The organism is Gilliamella sp. (assembly GCF_024104075.1).
Taxonomy (GTDB): Bacteria; Pseudomonadota; Gammaproteobacteria; order Enterobacterales; family Orbaceae; genus Gilliamella; species Gilliamella bombi.
This window is the reverse complement of sequence record NZ_JAGGHR010000025.1, coordinates 1-21615: the sequence shown is the minus strand read 5'-3', so window position 1 is coordinate 21615 and position 21615 is coordinate 1. Positions and strand designations below refer to the sequence as shown.

The 21615-nt window shown below is 35.4% G+C and carries 13 protein-coding genes, 1 other RNA gene and 1 pseudogene; 9 read left to right on the top strand and 6 right to left on the bottom strand.

What is annotated here, in order from left to right:
• Positions 1-4: 4 nt before the first annotated feature.
• The 8 genes from epmA (at position 5) to J6569_RS08180 (ending at position 6505) form a co-directional block, all read left to right on the top strand.
• A complete protein-coding gene (gene epmA, locus J6569_RS08215; RefSeq protein WP_296318224.1) occupies positions 5-979 on the top strand; it encodes an elongation factor P--(R)-beta-lysine ligase in 975 nt (324 codons plus the stop codon).
• Between the two features lie 62 nt (positions 980-1041).
• Entirely contained in the window at positions 1042-2334 is a 1293-nt protein-coding gene (rmuC, locus tag J6569_RS08210) for a DNA recombination protein RmuC (protein ID WP_366941252.1), read from the top strand.
• 66 nt (positions 2335-2400) lie between these two features.
• On the top strand, positions 2401-2646 hold the full coding sequence (gene xseB, locus J6569_RS08205; protein WP_034910657.1) for an exodeoxyribonuclease VII small subunit: 246 nt from the start codon (positions 2401-2403) through the stop codon (positions 2644-2646).
• Complete coding sequence (ispA, locus tag J6569_RS08200; protein ID WP_366940455.1) at positions 2636-3508, top strand: (2E,6E)-farnesyl diphosphate synthase; 873 nt, start codon at positions 2636-2638, stop codon at positions 3506-3508. The genes xseB and ispA overlap by 11 nt, the downstream gene beginning before the upstream one ends.
• 27 nt (positions 3509-3535) lie before the next feature.
• On the top strand, positions 3536-5392 hold the full coding sequence (gene dxs / locus J6569_RS08195) for a 1-deoxy-D-xylulose-5-phosphate synthase (RefSeq protein WP_296318222.1): 1857 nt from the start codon (positions 3536-3538) through the stop codon (positions 5390-5392).
• A gap of 7 nt (positions 5393-5399) precedes the next feature.
• Positions 5400-5684 (top strand): cell division protein ZapA, encoded by a 285-nt coding sequence (zapA, locus tag J6569_RS08190; RefSeq protein WP_065589209.1) that lies wholly within the window; start codon positions 5400-5402, stop codon positions 5682-5684.
• A gap of 65 nt (positions 5685-5749) precedes the next feature.
• A non-coding RNA gene (gene ssrS, locus J6569_RS08185) (6S RNA) lies at positions 5750-5930 on the top strand.
• Between the two features lie 29 nt (positions 5931-5959).
• On the top strand, positions 5960-6505 hold the full coding sequence (locus tag J6569_RS08180; protein WP_296318221.1) for a 5-formyltetrahydrofolate cyclo-ligase: 546 nt from the start codon (positions 5960-5962) through the stop codon (positions 6503-6505).
• A 406-nt stretch (positions 6506-6911) separates the two neighbouring features.
• Here the strand turns inward: J6569_RS08180 and J6569_RS08175 are convergent, their stop codons facing one another.
• From J6569_RS08175 to J6569_RS08165, 3 genes are read right to left on the bottom strand one after another with little or no spacing between them, the layout of a single operon-like run.
• The gene (locus J6569_RS08175) at positions 6912-9710 is read right to left on the bottom strand and encodes a pitrilysin family protein (protein WP_296318220.1); all 2799 of its coding nucleotides are present in this window, start codon (positions 9708-9710) and stop codon (positions 6912-6914) included.
• 5 nt (positions 9711-9715) lie between these two features.
• On the bottom strand, positions 9716-11446 hold the full coding sequence (locus J6569_RS08170) for an ABC transporter ATP-binding protein/permease (protein ID WP_065574695.1): 1731 nt from the start codon (positions 11444-11446) through the stop codon (positions 9716-9718).
• A 57-nt stretch (positions 11447-11503) separates the two neighbouring features.
• Positions 11504-14032 carry a TonB-dependent receptor plug domain-containing protein gene (locus tag J6569_RS08165; protein ID WP_296318219.1) on the bottom strand — a complete coding sequence of 843 codons (2529 nt, stop codon included), beginning with the start codon at positions 14030-14032 and terminating at the stop codon, positions 11504-11506.
• Between the two features lie 851 nt (positions 14033-14883).
• On the opposite strand from J6569_RS08165, the gene J6569_RS08160 reads away from it, so the two are divergent.
• Positions 14884-16344 carry a catalase gene (locus J6569_RS08160; protein ID WP_296318218.1) on the top strand — a complete coding sequence of 487 codons (1461 nt, stop codon included), beginning with the start codon at positions 14884-14886 and terminating at the stop codon, positions 16342-16344.
• Between the two features lie 935 nt (positions 16345-17279).
• Here the strand turns inward: J6569_RS08160 and rlmB are convergent.
• The 3 genes and pseudogenes from rlmB to J6569_RS08145 all read right to left on the bottom strand — a co-directional run.
• Complete coding sequence (gene rlmB, locus J6569_RS08155; protein ID WP_085164101.1) at positions 17280-18041, bottom strand: 23S rRNA (guanosine(2251)-2'-O)-methyltransferase RlmB; 762 nt, start codon at positions 18039-18041, stop codon at positions 17280-17282.
• Positions 18042-18068: 27 nt separating this feature from the next.
• Positions 18069-20528: a ribonuclease R gene (rnr, locus tag J6569_RS08150; RefSeq protein WP_296318217.1), complete on the bottom strand. Its 2460-nt coding sequence runs from the start codon at positions 20526-20528 to the stop codon at positions 18069-18071.
• A gap of 430 nt (positions 20529-20958) precedes the next feature.
• A pseudogene (locus J6569_RS08145) lies at positions 20959-21615 on the bottom strand (hypothetical protein); the annotation flags it as partial.

The window sequence follows — 21615 nt, the reverse complement described above, 5'->3', positions numbered from 1 at the left end:
TTTTATGACTTGGCAACCTTCTGCATCTATTAATAATTTACTTAAGCGCGCAAAAATTACTTCTCAAGTACGGCAATTTTTTGCTGATCGCTGTATATTAGAAGTCGAAACGCCGACATTAAGCCAATATGCTGTAACAGACGTATATTTAAGCTCTTTCCACACGACATATTTAAAACCTGGAGAACTTGACCAACAACAAGGGCAAAAAATGTCATTAATTACCAGCCCTGAATACCATATGAAACGTTTACTAGCTGCTGGTAGTGGTCCAATTTATCAAATGTGTAAATGTTTTCGTAATCATGAAGAATTCAGCCGTTATCATAACCCTGAGTTTACCATGTTAGAATGGTATCGCATCCAATTTGATATGATGCAAATGATTAATGAAGTCGATGATCTATTACAAACCATTTTAGATTGTGAACCTGCTGAACGTATTTCTTATCAAAAAGCGTTTCAAAGGCATCTTAATATTGATCCTTTGGAAGCCGATCACGCAACCTTAGTCAATGCAGCAAATCAGCTTGATATCGGACTTAACACAGATAATTATGATAAAGATGGATTGTTACAATGCTTATTCACTTTCGGTGTTGAACCACATATTGGTCAAGACAAGCCTATTGCTGTATTTAACTTTCCAGCATCACAAGCTGCATTAGCCGTTATTAGCCCAGAAGATCATCGTGTAGCTAGCCGATTTGAATTCTATTACAAAGGTGTTGAACTTGCTAATGGCTTTAAAGAGTTGACTAATGCACAAGAACAACGAATGCGTTTTGAACAAAATAATTTAGATCGTACTAATCAAAACCTACCAGCTCAGAATATTGACATTGAATTACTGGCCGCTATGGAAGCTGGGCTACCAGACTGTGCTGGAGTCGCTGTCGGATTAGACCGTTTAATTATGCTTGCCTTAAATTGCAATAGCTTGAATGATGTGATGTCATTTACTTTTGAAAGGGCTTAATTATGTTCAATGCTTTAGGATTAACCGAATGGATTGCCATTATTATTGGGATTGTTGCCTTAATGTTATTTGTATTTGCTATAAAATCTCAATCAACAATTAATAATTTACAGCAACTATTCGATCTACAACTAATTCAAAAAAAGGAAGAAAACCAAACTTTAGTAATTCAAGTAAAACAACTTGAGTATGAATTAGAGCAGTATCGACAACAAAATCTAGCGCAGAATGTTAAAATTAGTGAACTCAAAACGCGTTTAGAAGAAACGTTAAGTGCAACACATGAACGACAAACTATACTAGAACAAAGCGAACAACGGCTTACGACTCAGTTTGAAAACCTAGCCAATCGTATTTTTGAACAGAGTGGTAAAAAGATTGAACAACAAAATAAACAGAGCCTTGATTTTTTACTTTCACCACTTAAAGAACAGTTAGAAGGCTTCAAAAAGCAAGTTCAAGATAGTTTTGGGCAAGAGGCTAAAGAGCGCCACACACTGACGCATGAAATCCGTAACTTGCAACTACTTAATGAACAAATGAGTAAAGAAGCAACCAATCTAACCAATGCATTAAAAGGCAATAACAAAACCCAAGGAAACTGGGGAGAATTTATCTTAAGTCAAATTTTAGATAATTCAGGATTACGTTCAGGTTATGAGTACGAAACACAAGTTAATCTAACCAACGAAAACAATCAACGATTACAACCCGATGTCATTGTTCACTTACCGCAAGGGGGTGATGTAGTTATTGATTCAAAAGTGACCTTGGTTGCCTACGAACGCCATTTTAATAGTGATGACGAAAACGTTAAAGCAAAAGCAATGGCCGAACATTTAACGGCTGTGCGTAACCATTTAAAACAACTTAGTCAAAAAGATTATCATAAACTTATTGGCATTAATTCATTAGATTATATTTTGATGTTTATTCCTGTCGAGCCAGCATTTTTAAGTGCAATAGATAATGACCCAACATTAATTAACGATGCGCTGAAAAGTAATATTATGATAGTAAGCCCCACTACTTTATTAGTTGCATTACGAACTATCCATAATTTATGGCGATTTGAATATCAAAATCGTAATGCTGAACTTATTGCCGATAGAGCAAGCAAATTATATGACAAAATGCGTGGCTTTGTTGAAGATATGGAAAATCTGGGAAGTTGTTTAGACAAAGCTCAACAAACCTATCAAAATTCCATGAACAAATTATGTAAAGGTCGTGGCAATGTAATTGGACAAATTGAACGATTTCGTGAAATGGGTATCGAAGTTAAAAAACCGATTAATCCAGATATTACCTTATTATCAATGGATGAATTGAATAACGAAAATGAGAGTAAATAAACAAAACCTAGATTCACGATTATGGGAAATAAGTGTATACTCATCGCACGCAAAGAGGAATTGAATATGGCAAAAAAGCAAGACAAAGAAGTAAGTTTCGAAGAGACACTTAAACAGCTCGAAACCATTGTAGCTCAATTAGAAAACGGCGATCTACCATTAGACGAAGCACTAAATGAGTTTGAAAAAGGGATCAAATTAGCAAAAGCAGGACAAAAACAGTTACAGCAAGCTGAGCAACGCATTCAGATTTTATTATCTGAAAATAGTGACGCCGAACTGTCAGAATTCTCAAATGATGATAATGAATAGTTTAAAGCCATTACAAGAACGAATTGATTCGTTTTTAACCACCTATATTTCACAAATTGAATCATCTCAACTTCAACAAGCAATGAGTTATAGTTTGCTAGCTGGTGGAAAACGAATTCGACCTATTTTAGTCTATTTAACTGGACAAATGTTTAATTGCCCCCTTTCTAAGTTAGATGAAGCCGCTGCTGCGATTGAAGCAATTCATACTTATTCATTAATTCATGATGACTTACCTGCAATGGATAATGATGACTTACGCCGAGGAAAACCAACCTGCCATATCCAATTTGGTGAAGCTCAAGCAATACTTGCTGGTGACGCCTTACAAAGTTTAGCCTTTTCAATACTAGCAAAAAGTAAATTAATCGATGCTGAAACTAAAATTAATATGATAACTGAACTTGCCCATGCCAGTGGCGTTAATGGCATGTGCCTTGGTCAATCACTTGATTTACAGGCCACACATCAATCAATTAGTCTTGAACATTTGCAAAAAATACATTGTTATAAAACAGGAGCATTGATCAAAACGGCAATCCGTTTGGGTGCTTTTGCATGCGGTGAAATAGCTAAACCTTATCAGCTAATACTCGATCGCTATGCTGAAGCAATTGGGCTAGCATTTCAAATTCAAGACGATATTTTAGATATAATTGGCGAGCAATCTATTATGGGTAAACCACAAGGTTCAGACCTTACTCATGAAAAAAGTACATACCCTGCATTAATTGGGCTAGATAGCGCAGTAAAACTAACCCAGCAACTCTATCAGCAAGCTATCGATAGTCTAAAACAAATACCTTATAATAATCAGCCATTACAGGAACTTGCTGGTTATATTATTAATCGCAATAGTTAATAACTAGCTAAAATACAGCATTACATAATGAATTTAGATAATTACCCTTTGTTAAAACAAATAAACTCGCCTGAGGATCTAAGACGTTTTCCTCAGTCACAGTTATCGTCTATTTGTCACGAGCTTAGACAATATTTACTCGCATGCGTAAGTCAATCAAGTGGTCATTTAGCATCGGGACTAGGTGTTGTTGAATTAACAACAGCCTTGCATTATGTTTATCACACACCTTTTGATAAAATTATTTGGGATGTTGGTCATCAGGCTTACCCTCACAAAATTTTGACTGGTCGACGAGACCAAATGCTCACTATTCGTCAAAAAGGGGGACTTCATCCATTTCCTCATCGTAATGAGAGTGAATATGATGTGCTAACCACAGGTCATTCTTCAACTTCAATTAGTGCAGCACTTGGTATTGCAATTAGCGAACAAAAAAAACAATCAGGTAAAAAAGTAGCTGCCATTATTGGTGATGGAGCATTAACTGCTGGTATGGCATTTGAAGCAATGAATCACGCTGGTCATGTTAAGCCAGATATGCTAGTGATTGTCAACGATAATGATATGTCAATTTCTGCAAATACTGGAGCACTTAACCAACATCTAACTCAAATATTATCAAGTAAAGCCTATACATCTTTTAGGGAAAATAGCAAACGAATATTAGCTAATATTCCACCATTAAAAGAACTTGTTAAAAAAACTGAAGAACACTTAAAAGGATTAGTCACACCAGCTATCTTATTTGAAGAACTTGGATTTAATTATATAGGTCCTATTGATGGACATGATATTAATGGATTGGTCACAACTTTACAAAAAGTTCGCCAATTAAAGGGTCCACAACTGCTTCATGTAATAACACAAAAAGGCAAAGGCTACGCACCAGCTGAAAAAGATCCGACTTTATGGCATGGCGTACCAAAATTTAATCCAAATGATGGTATATTACCTACTACTCAAAAAGTTGCGCCAACATATTCGCAAGTATTCGGCGATTGGTTATGCGAAATGGCGCAAAATGATAAACGTTTAATGGCAATAACCCCAGCAATGGGAGAAGGTTCAGGTATGACAAAATTTGCAAATAGTTATCCTGACCAATTTTTTGATGTTGCAATAGCCGAACAACATGCGGTAACCCTTGCTGCTGGGTTTGCAATTAGTGAATTAAAACCTGTTGTAGCTATTTACTCAACTTTTTTGCAACGCGCTTATGATCAAGTAATTCATGATATTGCTATTCAAAACTTACCTGTATTGTTTGCTATCGATCGTGCAGGAATTGTCGGCGCCGACGGCGAAACCCACCAAGGTGCATTTGACTTAAGTTATCTACGCTGCATACCCAATATGGTCATTATGACACCGAGTGACGAAAACGAATGTCGACAAATGCTCTACACAGGCTATTTACATAATGGTCCTGCAGCAGTACGTTACCCCCGTGGTGAAGGCACTGGAACACCATTAATCCCATTAACAGCAATTCCTTTGGGACAATCTAAATTGTGCCGACAAGGTGAAAATATTGCTTTACTAAATTTTGGCGCTTTACTTACCGAAGTTTTACAAGCTGCAGAACAAATCAATGCTACAGTTATCGATATGCGTTTTGTTAAACCATTAGATGAAAAAGTCCTTTTGCACATTAGCCAAACTCATAATATACTTGTCACCATCGAAGAAAACAGTATCAAAGGCGGAGCAGGTAGCGCCGTCTGTGAATATTTATTATCGAAAAAAATAAAATGTGATATTTTAAATATTGGACTCCCTGACAAGTTTATTTCTCAAGGCTCTCAAAGCGAAATAAGGCAAGAAATAGGACTAGATAAAAAACACATTATCGATAAAATTAATCGTTTTATGAATCAATAGGTTAAATATGGAAACTCAAGCTGTCACTATTCAAATTTTTGGACGAACATTAAAATTTAATTGTCCTGTTGATGAAGTCGACGCACTTAACAATGCCGCAAAAGATTTAGATGCGCGCTTAACAAATTTACGAGAAAAGTCTCCACATGTTGGCAGTGATCAACTTATTATGACTGCCGCTCTAAACATTTCTTACGAACTCTCAAAAGAAAAAGAAAAAAGCAGTGAATTTGGTGATCGGTTAAAAATGTTACAACAATTACTCGATTCTGCCCTAAATCCTAATAATTAACTACTTGAATTGTAAATTTAATACAAATAGTATTGTATGATCCGTCAAATTTTGTATTATAGCATACGACTCTGAGATGATCGCCATATGGGTTAGTCCCCTGAGCCGATATTCTAAACTTAAGAACGGAGTGACTTTTAATTGGTGTGTATGCCTTACTTGTAAGGAAACCTAAAAATTAAAACACAATGTTCACCTTGAACCTTGGGTTCAAGGGTTACGACCCTAACGACATCTTGGAGCGCTCTTTTACTTTTAAACAACAGTGAAAACTGATGAATATAAGGCAAATCATTCGTCAAAAACGGCGACAATTATCTCCCGATGAACGTGAGATTGCACAACACGCTATATATCAAAAAATTGCCTGTCACCAAGCGATTAATAAAGCAAGAAATATCGCCATATTTTTATCATTTGATGGCGAAGTCGAAACCCAACCTATAATTAACTATTTATGGCAACAAAATAAATCCGTCTATTTACCTGTTATCCACCCTTTTGCAACCAAAAACTTACTCTTTTTAAAATATACCAGTCAAACTCAACTCGTAAAAAATAACTTTGGTATATTAGAACCAAAGTTAAATGTATTAAATGTACTTCCTTACCATCAACTCGACATTGTCTTTACACCACTAGTTGCTTTTGATCAACGAGGTTATCGTATGGGCATGGGTGGAGGATTTTATGACCGATTACTAGCAAATTATCAAACTCAACAAATTTTACCAATTGGACTTGCTTTTGCTTGCCAAAAAGTCCAACATATTGATAACAAACCTTGGGATGTTCAATTACCTGAAATTATCTATGTTTAAGTTGTTTTATTTTTTATTGAAACTATAAATTACAATCATTCTTATTATAAAGAATAAATTGTAACAGTTTTACCTTCATATCTAGAAATTCAGCCTAGATATAAAAATTAGTTTATTAGGAAAACGAAGATTCAAAATAAGAAGACTTGCCATAATTAGACACCTAAAATAAATAAAATACCGTTGTTTAAGCAAATTTAATGGCTCATGGTTTAAACTGGAAACCATATTTTTATTTATATAAGGCATCTTTTTGTCACTAAAAGTTTGATTAAACAATAAGCCGATCATAATTATGAGAGTAGGACATAGAGATTACCCGTATAAAAATATCTAAAATATAGGATTAAAAGTAATACCCCATATGCTGGCCTATTACTTTAACTCCATAACAAAATTAATAATTTTATTGATTCAAGCTGTTGTTTTCTTTTGGTAATAAAGTGAAAATTTTTGGATTTTTACCTAATAATTGCTTCGCTAAATGATTGGTATCCTCCAATGTGATAGCTTCAATGATATTTGGTTGTGTCTTTAACTCATCAAAACGATCTCCATCAGCGGCTATTTGTGCCATAGCTGTTAACCAATAAGTAGAACTTGTCACCTTTTCTTGATGATCGAGTAACCATGATTTTTTCGCCTGCTCTAGTTCATCTAAGGTAATACCATCATGTGCTACTGATTGAATCACTTTATCAGCCAGTAAAGTTAAAGCGTTAACCTTATCTGGTGCCGTGGTGAAATTTAACCTAGCCAAATAATAAGAAGTCGGATATTTAATCAATTGTTGAGAAAAAATAATCGTATAAACACCAGACGCTTGTTCCCTTACATAATGACGTAGCCTTAAATTAACAATATAATCAAGTAATTCAAGTTTCAGTTGATCACTCAACTGCCATGATTTTTGCTCAGAATAAAGTATGCTGACCATCGACTTATCACTGCTAGCCATTGGATAGGCTTTTTGCATTGAATGATGAATTGGTGTGATACCATTATCTATCCATGTCGTTTTCCTATCAACAACAGGTAAACCTGCAAACCAACGTTCCACTAATGGCTTAATGTCATCAATATTAAAACGTCCAGAAATAATAATATTAGCTGATAGCGGTAAGTTAAACGTTTGTGAATAGTATTGTTTAAGTTGATCAACAGTAAAATTGATCCAAGGTCCTTTTGGCGAAACGAGTAAACGCTCGCCATGGTTAAAAGCATTTTTATTGATTAAATCTAAAAATTGTCTTTCAACAGGTTGTTTTTCGTAAGCCAAGCCCAATTTTTGTTTGGTCTTAGCTAATCTTTCTGGGTCAAAATTAGCCGCTGTTAATTTCAAATAGAATAATTTAAATAATGATGCTAATTGATCATTGGGGGCTTTTCCACGTAAACCATGATAAAGTAATTCTGCATAAGGGTAAACGCTAACTTGATGTTGCCGTTCAAATTGGTTTAATTTTGCTGCACTATAAGATCCATATCCACTTGCTTCAGCCAATCTTTGAGACCAACGCATAATACCTAATTGTTGATAGGTATCTAGGGATAATCCTCCTGGAATTTGTAATAATATTTCAACATCACTTGATAAAGTATTATCAGGACGAGCAATAACACGAAGTCCATTGCTTAATTGCCACTCATATGCTTTTATTTCGCTGATGTTACGGGTTGTTTTAATCTTTCCTTGCTCTAACGGTACTATATCAAGCTTAACGTCCACCTTTTTAAAAGAAAAGTCACCAAGCTGAGTTTGCCTAATAGATTGCCATAATTGTTTGATTTGAGATATATTAATAGCTTCTTCATCACTATCAGGTCCAATAATAGCAATCCGTAAATCAGCACTATTTAACCTTTCAGCCACCATTGTTTGCAATTGTTCTGTATTAACCTTTTTTAAAATCTTTTCTGTTTGTGTTAATTGTTGCTGTTTATTTTGTATGGGCAAACTATTGGTGATGTTGTTAACTAATTGATTAGCTAAATAATCATTTTGATAATTACTTTCATTTTCTGATTGTTGTTTTAATTTTGTCAAGATTTGCGTTTTTATCTGCTGCAATTCAATTTCAGATACACGATTGGTTGACATCCGCTGTAATTCAGTAAAAAGATGCTTTATTGCATCTAAATACTGTTGATCTTTTGGCTGTGCAAAAATAAGATATTGCATACGTTTATCATCAAATAAGATCCCTTGTTGATTAACTTGAGAATTAGGCAATATCTGATTTTCTACCAATAACGATAACCGTTGATTAAGTAGTGTTAACCAGACTAGATCAAAAACGTCTTCTTTTATGCCTTGTGGTGTATTTAAGGTTGTTGGCAAATTACGTTGTAATGCTAATTGTATTATCCTTTGCCCTTGTTCACGATCAAGAATAATCTTAACTAATGGCTCACTCTGCGATGCAAAAGCCCTTAATTGAGGAACATCAACAGGTGCATTACCTCGAGGACGTTGGCCAAAAAACTTAGCAATCCATTGTTTTGCGACTTTAGTATCAAAGTTTCCTACAACAACTAGGCTCATTCTTTGAGGTTGATACCAATTGGAATAAAAGGTTTTCGCCTCTTCTACAGGCGCATTTTTTATAATATCTAACGAACCAATCGGTGCTCGATCAGCATATAAGCTACCATGATAACGTAATTCATCTAAGATAGTATTAATACGATAAGCCACACCTTGTCGTAAACGCCATTCTTCGATAATAACATCGCGTTCACTTTCATAATCTTTCGATTCAAAAGAAATATGATAAGCCCAATCAGATAATACCATTAATCCCTTTTCTACCTGTTGATCTGTACTAGTTGGTAACGACAAACGGTATACAGTAGAATTAAAGCTGGTCGCCGCATTTATATGGCTACCTAAATGAATACCATGCTCTTCTAGCGACTTAAAACTCGATTTATCTGGGAAATTTTTTGTTCCTTTAAATGCCATATGTTCAACAAAATGTGCTAAACCTAGTTGCTTTTCATTTTCTTGCAAGGAACCACTGTGCACAATTAACCTTAATTCTAATCCTGCTTTTGGGCGTGGTTGTAGATAAACGGTTAAACCATTCTCTAATTGGTAAGTTTCTATTGCAGGATCAGTGTCAATTGGCGTTATTGCCCAACATAAATGAGGAAAATTTAGCAATAAAATAAATAAAGTACAATATAAATAATTTTTTAACATAGTATTTAAACCTTAGATACAAACATATTAACAGCATTACTGCGCAGTTTAGTTGATTGTTGATTTGACGGAGTAACAGTAGTATCTAAATTGATCATGTATTTAACATAATTTTGTATCGGCTGATGAGAAACAAAGATCACAGCACTTTCAGACAGTTTTTCTTGTAATAACGAAATAAGTTGATAAACGCTTGGTAAATCCAATGCGGAAGTTACTTCATCTAATAATATCAGATCGGGTTTATTAAGTAATAATCGAGCAAACATTAAGCGTTGCTGTTCCCCACCCGATAGACGGTTGCTCCAATCATCTTCCGTTTCTAATTCACTATTTAATTTATCTAAACCCACCAATGACAACGTTTCAATTAGTGCATCTCGAGCAAAACTTTGCCGACACGCTGGATAAGTCAATAAATTATCTAATCTATCATAGCTAAGCCAAATTTTTTGTGGGATCCACAGATAATTATCTGTGCGTTGAATAACACCTTGATAGTTTGCCCCAAAACCACTAATGGCTTTTAATAGTGTCGATTTGCCTATACCAGAAAGCCCTTGAAGTAATAGAGTATCTCCCTTAGCTAACTCAATATTAGTTGATAATAATACCTGCTGATTATCCGCACTTCGTAATACTACTTGTGCATCGAGTAACTTATCCTTATTGGTAGATGGGATAACAGTGTTTTCAGGTAGCTCATCTAAAAGTCGAATAAAATGATAAAGCCGAGTTACCGTTGCTTGCCAAATAGCAATATCTCGGTATGCATAAATAAACCAACTTAATGCCGATGAAACTTGCATAAAGGCTTGCCTAATCTGCATTAAACCACCTAAATTAATTAAGCCAGCAATAAATGCCGGTAAGGCAAAAAAAATGGGCGCTAAAGAAGAAACTTGTTGATAACCTACACTAAAAAATGAAAGATTTCTTTCATTACTCATCAAATTTTGCCAATTATGAATAATAGCAGTAAATTTGTTTTGTAATCTAGCTGTTTCTTGTTTTTCACCATGTTGACCAGCAATTGCTTCGCTAGATTGATGACAATAAATCAAGGCTGCACGATAATCAGCTTCACTTCTTTGTTTTTCCACATTAATCTTATGTAATGGTTTGCCTATAGCATGCGTACAAATAACTCCTAATAATGTATAAATAAGACAGACAAAAACCATATAACCTGGAATATAAATATCTATCGATAGCAAAGTAAAGGAAATAGTACCAGATAGCGTCCAAAGAATGGCAGTGAAAGAGATTAACGTCATACATGAACGCAAAAATGAAAGCAATAAATCCAATGATTGTTTGATTAGTAAATAAACATCTTCCGCAATACGTTGATCGGGATTATCTAGTTTATCTTGCCTACATTTAAGGTGATAATGGTGAGAATGTTTAGATAACCATTGCTTAGTTACCTTTTCTGTCATATGGTGACGCCAAATTATTAACAATTTCTTTTGTAAATAATCAGCGTACACAACAACCAAAATCATAATAACAATAAGAACAATAAAATCGCCTAATAAACGATAAAGAATTTGCCCATTTAAAGTCTGTAAAGCATTATAAAAATCACCATTCCATTGATTTAATTTAACATTAAACCATACAGTAGATAAGCTTAATACGACAACAGAAAGTAATAATAACCAAGCCACCTTTGATGCTGATGAACACCAAAATGGCTTTACTAAATATAAAAATTGTTTAATTTTTTGCATATTTATGCGGCACTAAAATTTATATTATTTTGACAAAAGTATAACGTTTTATGTAAATTAGAAGTCATAACCAACTTGAATCCAAAACTGACGACCTGGAGCATAAGCATTGACAACTCTATCATTACCAACCTTATCAGCACCATAAACATAACGATCGATAACATTTTTTTTATTTAAAATATTATTAACTTCTACCGAAAAATTAGCTCCTTTAGCAAAACTTGGTGTCCAACCGAGTTTAGTATCCCACCGAAAAGTACTGGCAAAGCGTTCTTTTTCGTATTTTGCCATTTTATTACCCGTATTAGGATCTATGTAATATTGGTTACTATAGCGAACAGCTTGATGCCGTGAACTTTGCCATTGTAGTAAATTATAAAGAGTTAAATCATATTCAGGGATCTTACTTGTGAGCTCAACATTGACTTTAACAGGGATATTAAAATCTGTTGCGGGTAAATCTGATGCATTAATTATTTTGCCGTTATACCAAACTTTATCATGGCGAACGTTATTTGCTGGATCATAATGCGCATATCCTAATTCTTTAGGTGAATTACTTTTGCTTTGCTGCCATGAAATAGATGCTGATGCTGTATGTTCAGCATGATAAAACTCAATAGGTAGCCTATTTTTTACCGTTAGTGAAACAGTATCATGCTTACTACGCCCAGAATTATCAAAGGTTCGAACATTTGATCTACCATTATTATATTTAGGGCGACTGCGAACTTCATCATAGCTTTTACGATGCACATATTGTAATTGCCATAAACTATTATCTACGATTTGCTCAATGCCTAAGCTAATTTCGTCATTGTAAGGCGTAGAAAGTGAATCTAACCCCTCAAAATCGCTTGAACTTATCCAATCTTCATCAACTTGTCCAGGAGTACAAAAATAATAACAGTTCTTTAATCCTGCATTTTGTGCACCATATAAAGCATAAGCCATCATAGTACGGCCATAATAACGGTTAAACCCCGTAGTTAAGACCGTATTACCGTTACCAAAAGCATCAAAACTAGTCACTAATCTTGGGGCCAGATTGGCATCTTTAATAAAACTATCATAATCAATTCGTATCCCTGGACGAACAGTTAAGCGACCATATTGCATTGTATCATCAGCAAATAGTGTGTAATTATCATAGCTTGCTTGATAACGACCTGCTTGGAAAACTGAAGCATGATCAGCAAAAGAGAGCCAAGGAAGAGAATCCCATGTACCAGTATAGGTATAACGATAAAAATCTTCATTGCGAATATAGCGAGCTTTGGTTTTTGTCAATTCAAACCCCATAGAGGGCTCATGCGTTACATTCAACCAATTAATAGGCATAAACTCAAGCTTTGATTTAAATCCCCAATTATTTTGTTTAGTGGTTAAATTACCGACGCCTCCCGAATGATATTGCACGGGATTTCGCCAGTCAGAATAATCAACTAACGTAACAAAATAATTTTGATCATTGGTTCTTTTATCTTCTAGCATTTGATAACTAGTCGTCACATCTAATTTGGCAAAATCAAACTCATGCATTAGTTGCAACGCCATGCTTAACCCATTGTGCTTAGTATCATAGCCAGAATTAGCTACAGTTGCAGCAAAGGAATAATTATCATACTTAGAATAATTGGCCGAAATATTGACGATTGTTTGATCAGAAGCATACCAAGTAAATTTAGATGAAAAATTATCTGAAACACGTGTTTGGTTTTTCATGCCACCGTTTTTTCGAATTTCAATCAAATCATCTCCTTCTAATAATAATGAAGGTCCTTGATAAGTGACTGAAGAAATATCCGATTCTCTTCTAGATGCAGCAAACATCAAACCAAGATTGTCGGTAATCCCCGTTTCAAACCAACCACCAAAATTTTGTTTACTATATTTAGGTTGAAATCGACTCGGATGACTTGCATCATTTGCTGAACTATCAAAATTAATTGCTGGATCAACATGTGTCTTATTCCATGAAGAGTGAGTTCTACGATAAAAAATACTACCATTAGTCTCATGATTCCAATGACGACTAATCACATCCACAACACCGCCTGTAAACCCGCCATATTCAACAGGAATATTATTGTCATATAATTTAATTTCATTGATTAGACGACTATCAATGTAAAGACCTTGTTCATCACTATCGACACGGGTATTGGTTACCCCTAATCCAGGATCAACCGGATCGACATCATTATTAAAACTAACGCCGTCTAACTGATAATTGTTCTGATAACTAGTATTGCCATGAATTGAGATATCGGCGGGTTTAATCTCTCCTTGAGTCATACCATTATAACTACTATTAGACATTTGTACTGCTGGTGACGTCTTTAATAGATCGGTGATGTTACCATCACCTGTATTCATTTGCGTTATTTGAGCAGAATCAACCGATTGTGGCTTCGATATTTTAGGAATAGGTGATGTCACAACAATAACATCATCTTGATTATTGACTTCATCATCACTATTTTCGACGATAGTTTGACTGATTTGATTTTGCTTGGCGAAAACTGCAGGATTATAACTAACTAACAACAAAGGTAAAGCCGATATTACTACTTTTTTCATGTAAAAAATCCATCCACAAATATAATAACGATGCATTCATCATTAAATTTTCACTTTATCATAATAATGATAATCATTCTTAATAACATTTCATCATAAAATTTATATTTGTCAATCGGAAAGAATAAATTTGCTATCAAATAGAGCACTCCTATATACACATAGGGGCCTTACCATCGTAACAAAATAGTAGCTAATCAGTAGTTTGCGCCCCCTTGTATTAATGTTTAGATGTAACCAAAAATCATTTCTGTTAAACGCACTATGTTTTTATACTGAAACGGTATAGATTCCTGAATATTTTTAACAAGAGTTGATCTATTTAGAACCAATAACCAATAAAATAGGTGATAACCCTCATATAAATGAAAAATTCACTCAACCTGCTAGCCAAGCAACGAATAAGAAAGCCGAAAGATTAATATGCACTTGAATGATGATATGGCATCAACCGGCAAATATTTAGCGATTCAAAAAATAGAAAACAGAAGTTTCAGCGATTTTGGATAAAATACCTTATAGTTTTCTAGAGGATTATTTTAAGCATATAATGTAAACAGTTCGACGTTTATAATAGATTATGTTAGTTGAACAGGTATGAAGTAATTATTAAAGGTTTTATTCAAACAACTTAATGTTTTACAAACAAATATTTGTAATATCTTCAAATAAAAAATATTCTACTTGAAAAGTAAAATATATTTTTTTAAAGTAGGTAAGATCAATTTAAAAATGATCTTTTTTATCACGCTCTACAAGTCCCAAACAAAGTCTCTGGGACACAATATTCAAAAAACGATTGAGTATTTATCCCTCAAGGCTTTTTTAATATCATATAAAGGAGTGTTGCAATGTCAGAAAAAAAAGAACTAACCACCAATAACGGTGCCCCAATAGCCGATAATCAAAACTCTCGAACTGCTGGCCCTCGTGGCCCAGTATTGCTTGATGATTATCAACTCATTGAAAAACTAGCCCATTTTAACCGTGAAAATATTCCTGAAAGACGTGTACACGCTAAAGGCTCTGGCGCACACGGTACATTTACGGTAACAAATGATATCACTCAGTATACTCACGCCAGTATATTTGCTAAGATAGGTAAACAAACCCCTCTTTTTGCAAGGTTTTCAACAGTTGGTGGAGAGCGTGGCTCATCAGACACCGCCCGCGACCCTCGTGGATTTTCGGTAAAATTTTACACTGACGAAGGCAACTGGGATATAGTAGGCAATAATACACCTGTATTTTTTATACGTGATGCATTAAAGTTTCCTGACTTTATTCACACCCAAAAACGTGATCCCAAAACCAACTTAAAAGATCCACAAATGATGTGGGATTTTTGGTCTTTATCACCAGAATCACTTCACCAAGTCACTATTTTATTTTCTGATCGTGGTATTCCTGATGGTTATCGTCATATGCACGGCTATGGTAGCCATACTTATAGCTTAATTAATAAAGATGGCGTTCGCACTTGGGTTAAATGGCATTTCAGAACTGAGCAAGGAATAAAAAACATTCATCCTAAAAAAGCAGCAGAAATGGATGGAACTAATCCAGATTCAGCACAAGAAGATTTGTTCAAAGCCATTGAGCGAGGAGATTATCCAAAATGGCGACTTTACATACAAGTAATGACAGAAGAACAAGCTAACAACCATCCTGAAAACCCATTTGATGTTACTAAAGTTTGGTCACAAAAACAGTTCCCATTAATCGAAGTCGGCGTAATGGAACTGAATCGTAATCCAGAAAACTATTTTGCTGAAGTTGAACAAGCAGCATTTGAACCAAGTAATGTAGTACCAGGAACGGGTTTATCACCAGATAAAATGCTTCAAGGTCGAATTTTTGCTTATGCCGATGCGCACCGCTATCGTATTGGTACTAATTATCAACAATTGCCGATCAATGCTCCAAAATGCCCTGTTCATAATTATCAACGCGATGGCGCAATGCGCTTTTATAGTCCAGATAATGCGCCTAACTATGAGCCTAATAGCGTCGATAGCGCACCAAAACAACAACCACAATATGCCGAACCGCTAATGCATGTACCAGCTGGCACAATGGACAGGCACGATCATCGTGTTGATGACGACTATTACTCACAACCACGCGCATTATTTAATTTAATGCAGCCTGAGCAAAAACAACTGCTTATTGATAATATCGTTGGCTCTATGAAAAACGTGAATCGAGACATTCAAATCAGACAGCTCAAACACTTCTATAAAGTGCACCCTGACTATGGAACTGGAATTGCCAAAGGATTAGGCATTGATATTGACCTAATAAAAAGTTAGTACTTAAAATAAAATGCCGACAATTTTAGTCGGCATTTTTAATTATTGGCTGTAGCTAAATACACAAATATAAATTGATCACGTTATAAAATTTATAAAAACACTTCATTAATTTAGCAAAGTCACATATTATTAGCATAAATTACAGTGAAATCATATAACTTATTGAAGTTAAAAGGATTATCCGATGAAAATCATTAATCTAATTGTTATATTATTGTTTAATTGTGTCGGAGGATTGCTAAGTTATCAATGGTGTTATCGCTTTATCAAAAGACAATACCATACACCTGAATATTATTATTTAATATATTATGGACTATGTTATTTCTGTTTTATTCTTATTTCAATCTTCATTTTAAACAAAATAAAAAAAACGTCAGGTTTAGTCTTTTGTGGTTTACTTATTGGCATTTTAATTAGCCTTATTTTTATGATTATCCCTCGGTTAATTCGATATCCTTATTTATATCAGCGTTATTTAATCAATTCGATTGGTATTGATTTGCTGATATCAGCATGGATCACGCTTAATTTTATCATATACCCAGCCATTTTATTGTGCTGTCATTACACGATTTTTGGGATTGAAAAAATACATGGGAAATTAATAAATGTTTTCCATAGATAAAATATTAGGCAGTACGCACGAGTATCAATAAAAATAAGATTGCAACTTGTTAAAAAGCATTTAACGATCTAAAAACCAATATTTTTTTACTGAAACGTAGGGTTACCTGAAACTTTTTGACAAGATTATACTCATTTGTTTACTTAATTTTTTAAAGACAAATAAAAAATTCATGCTAATAAAAAAGATGCTTGCTAATATATTTTTATGATTGTTTTAATTAACCGTATTGAAGTTCAACTAATCTATTATTTCGTATGAAACTTAAATAGTTAGGTAGCCAATACGGTTATAACCATCTAAATTAGGTTCTGATAGCTGATTTTTGCCGAACAATTTCAAATAAACAAACACCCGTTGCTACCGATACATTTAGTGATGACACAATTCCTGCCATTGGAATGCTGACTAATTCATCACAGTGTTCTTTGGTTAAACGACGCATCCCTTCACCTTCAGCACCCATTACCAATGCAAGTGCGGTCTGTGTTGATGTTTTATAGAAGTCTGTTTGATAAAGCGTTCTATCAGCTTCTCCAGCGGTGCCCACAATCCAAACTTGGTACTCATCTTGCAGCATTCGCATTGTACGAGCCAAATTGGTCACCCTAACCACAGGCACGCTTTCAGCTGCACCACAAGCAACTTTTTGTGCCGTTGAATTGAGCGGTGCGGAGCGATCCTTTGGTACAATAATAAAATCGACACCAGCAGCATCAGCAGTTCTTATACATGCACCTAAATTATGCGGATCAGTTACACCATCTAAAATTAAAATAACTGGATTTGGCTGTTGTTCCATGAGCAAAGGTATATCATTTTCTTGATAACCTCGATTCGGCGTAACCATGGCTAAAATACCTTGATGTACACCATTTTTAGATTTTTCATCTAACCATTGGCGATTAGCAACTTTAACTGGCAAACCAAGTTGCTCTAATTGACGCACAACGGCAAGAAGGCGTTTATCTTCACGCCCTTTAATAATAAATACTTCAATAATTCTTTCTGGCGAACGTGCTAATAATGCTTCAATGGCGTGCAGGCCATAAACTGTTTCACTCATTTATTTGTTACTCTTTTATTTTATTAACTATTTAGTTTTATTCGTTGATTTAGATTTACTACGTTTTTTACTTTTGGCTTTCACTTCAACTTTAGCACTTGCTTTCATGCTTGATTTAGCGTTCGATTTTGCCTTTTTTGGGGTACTTGATTTAGTACTTGGTTTAGTATTTTGCTTAGTATTTGGCTTCGCGCTACTTTTTTTACTGGTTGATTTTTTGCCTTTTCGTTTTATTGGTAAATCGACAATTTGATCGTTTTTGACTTGTTTGGACTTATCTTTTGCCGTTTTACCCTGACGTTTTGGCTTATTATTACTGCCAACCAATGAAAAATCAATTTTACGTTCTTCTGGATTAACATTATCGACTTTCACTTGCACTTTATCGCCTAAACGATAAGTAAAACGTGTATTTTCACCAACTAGGCGATTGTGCGAGGCATCAAAAAAATAGTAATCATTTTCAAGCGATGACACATGCACTAAACCATCGATAAATAGATCGTCCAACCTCACAAAGAAACCAAAATTAACCACGCTTGAAATAGAGCCGTTAAATACTTCACCTACATGATCTTGCATGTAATCACACTTAAGCCAATCCACCACATCACGTACGGCCTCATCAGCTCGTCGTTCGGTCATTGAACAGTGTTCACCAAAGTAAAGCATTTCATTTGTATCATAACGATACCCCCCTGTTTTACTGGTTTTATGTTTTTCATCAGCTAAAATCCATTTGATAGCACGATGCAAAAGCAAATCAGGATAACGGCGAATTGGCGAAGTAAAATGTGCATACTCCTCAAGTGCCAAACCAAAATGTCCTCGATTTTCTGGAGCATAAATAGCTTGTTTCATAGAGCGTAAAATCACGGTTTGCAACATATCATGATCAGGGCGTGTTTCAACCACTTTCATTAATTCGGCAATATCTTTAGGTTTAGGACTTGCACCACCACCAAGTGATAAACCAAGTTCACTTAATACACTGCGCAAGTTACTCATTCGATCTTCATCAGGTCTGTCATGTACACGGAATAGTGATGGCACTTGGGCACCAATCACTAATTTTGCCGCTGAAACATTGGCTAAAATCATACACTCTTCAATAATTTTATGTGCCACATTTCGCTGTGCCAGTTCAATACTTTCAATACGTTTATCGGCATTAAAAACAAATTTAGGCTCTTCTGATTCAAATCCTATTGCACCACGGGTAACCCGTGCTTTATCAAGCACATTATAAAGTCCATAAAGATTTTCAAGATGAGGGACTAATTCATGATAGTGTTCACGAAGTTCTTCATCACCATCTAAAATCTTAGCCACTTTAGTATACGTTAACCGAGCATGCGAGTTCATTACCGCTTCATAAAACTCAAACCCCGTCAACCGTCCACGATTAGACACCGTCATTTCGCAAACTAAACATAAGCGATCAACTTGCGGATTTAACGAACAAAGCCCATTAGATAATGCTTCTGGAAGCATTGGTACAACTCGTGAAGGAAAGTAAACCGATGTACCTCGTAAACAAGCTTCTTTATCTAACGCCTTACCTGGTCTAACATAATAACTCACATCTGCAATAGCCACCCATAACCGATAGCCACCACCACGATTTTTTTGGCAATAAACCGCATCATCAAAATCACGGGCATCTTCACCATCAATTGTTACCAAAGGTAATTGTCGCAAATCTCTTCGCCCTTTTTTAGCACTTTCTGGCACTTGTTCGGTGAACTTGCTTACCTCTTTTTCAACAGCCTTTGGCAATTCATAAGGGATTTCGTGATTCCGCAGAGCAATATCAATCGCCAAATTAGTCCCCATTATTTCACCGAGCACTTCTTTTATAATGCCAACAGCTTTTTGACGGCGTTCAGGGCGTTGTTGTAACTCAACCACCACCACCGTTCCCATACGAACCGTGCGGCTAGGTTTACCCGCAATTAAAATATCAAAGTTTAAACGGCTATCATCAGGGACAACAAAACCAACCCCTTGCTCAATAAAATACCGCCCAACAATTTGATTATTGCGTGGCTCTAAAATTCGCACAACACGAGCTTCCATTTTTCCGCGATATTTAGTTCCCATTGGCTGAGCTAAGATTACATCGCCTTGTAAAACTTTTTTCATTTGCTCCGGTGATAAAAAATAGTCTTCAGGACTTCCTTCAACGCGTAAAAAACCGAATCCATCACGATGCGCAATCACACTGCCTTTAACCATATCAAATTTTTCAGGCAAGGCATAACATTTACGGCGTGTAAAAACTACTTGTCCATCACGCTCCATTGCGCGCAAACGACGATGCAATGCCACTTTTTGCTCTTCATTTTTAATATCAACAGCTTGAGCAATTTTTTCTAAACTAGCAGGCTTTGCTTCTTGTTTAAGGTAATCTAAAATAAGCTCTCGACTGGCAATTGGGGAATCATACTTCTCGGCTTCGCGGTCAAAAAAGGGGTCTTTTATCATAAAGGAATATCCTGTGACTAATATTAGCGCTAGCATAACACAGAGTCGTATAACTTAAAATGAAGATTCAATTTATAACCAAGAATCAAAATCTATAAAATAAATTATAAAAACATAAAAAAATATCTAAATCCGCATCAAAATAACGTATTGAGCCTTAATGGCACTGCTAAAGAATCATAATTCAGTAGATAATTATTTTACAATACTACATAAATCATATTGTGTTGATTTATATTTTGTATTAATGATATTTTTAAATCAATATTATGAAAATAGTTATAGAGATGTTTGGTTTAAGGCATTTTGTTTTTGCCAAATAAAACGTCCTAAACCTCACTAGGTTAGAATAAGTCATAACTCTCAGTTATTTACACCATAAGCCCCCTTTCGTCTCAAGATCTAAAGATTAAGTACCAAACGCTAAAAGCTAAGGTATGGTGCAAACACCATAGGCGGGTCCATCGCCGAGTATAACATCGCCATCGTACGTGCTGACATGGAGCTTGCTACTAGCTGAGCCGTCACTCGTCATGCTGTTCTCGGAGAAACCTGAATCAGCGTAGATGCCCACCGAACCCCACTCCGTAAAAAATCCAGCGCCTATGTGACGCCTGTAACCATTCCAATCAGACGACGGCATGGCGCTATTTATGCCATTTATACATGGGAAAAAACCCATATCCCCTCTTACACCACACTTCGCATTGGTTAAATCCCTTACCCTCGGCATGCGGTAACCCAAACTACCACACCATGCTGAATAGTCACTATAATCTCTCCATGTATGCCCCCGACTGACGAACCACTGCCTCAACACAAATCCATATTTTACTACCTCATTATTAGTTTTAATGTCTCTACCCACTAACTCAAACGTCTGCGGTAACTTTGGCTTAGCAATTGGGTTAGGATGAGGATTGTACCATTGATTTCTTGCCTCTGGACCTGTTAGCTTAACGCGTGCTACAACTTGTCCCCTATCTTCATAAGGAATCCAGTGATCATTGGGTACAACATTTATCACGCTTGCAGTAATTCCCTCATGCCTGACAGGTGCCCATGTCAATTCTCTTACATCTATTCC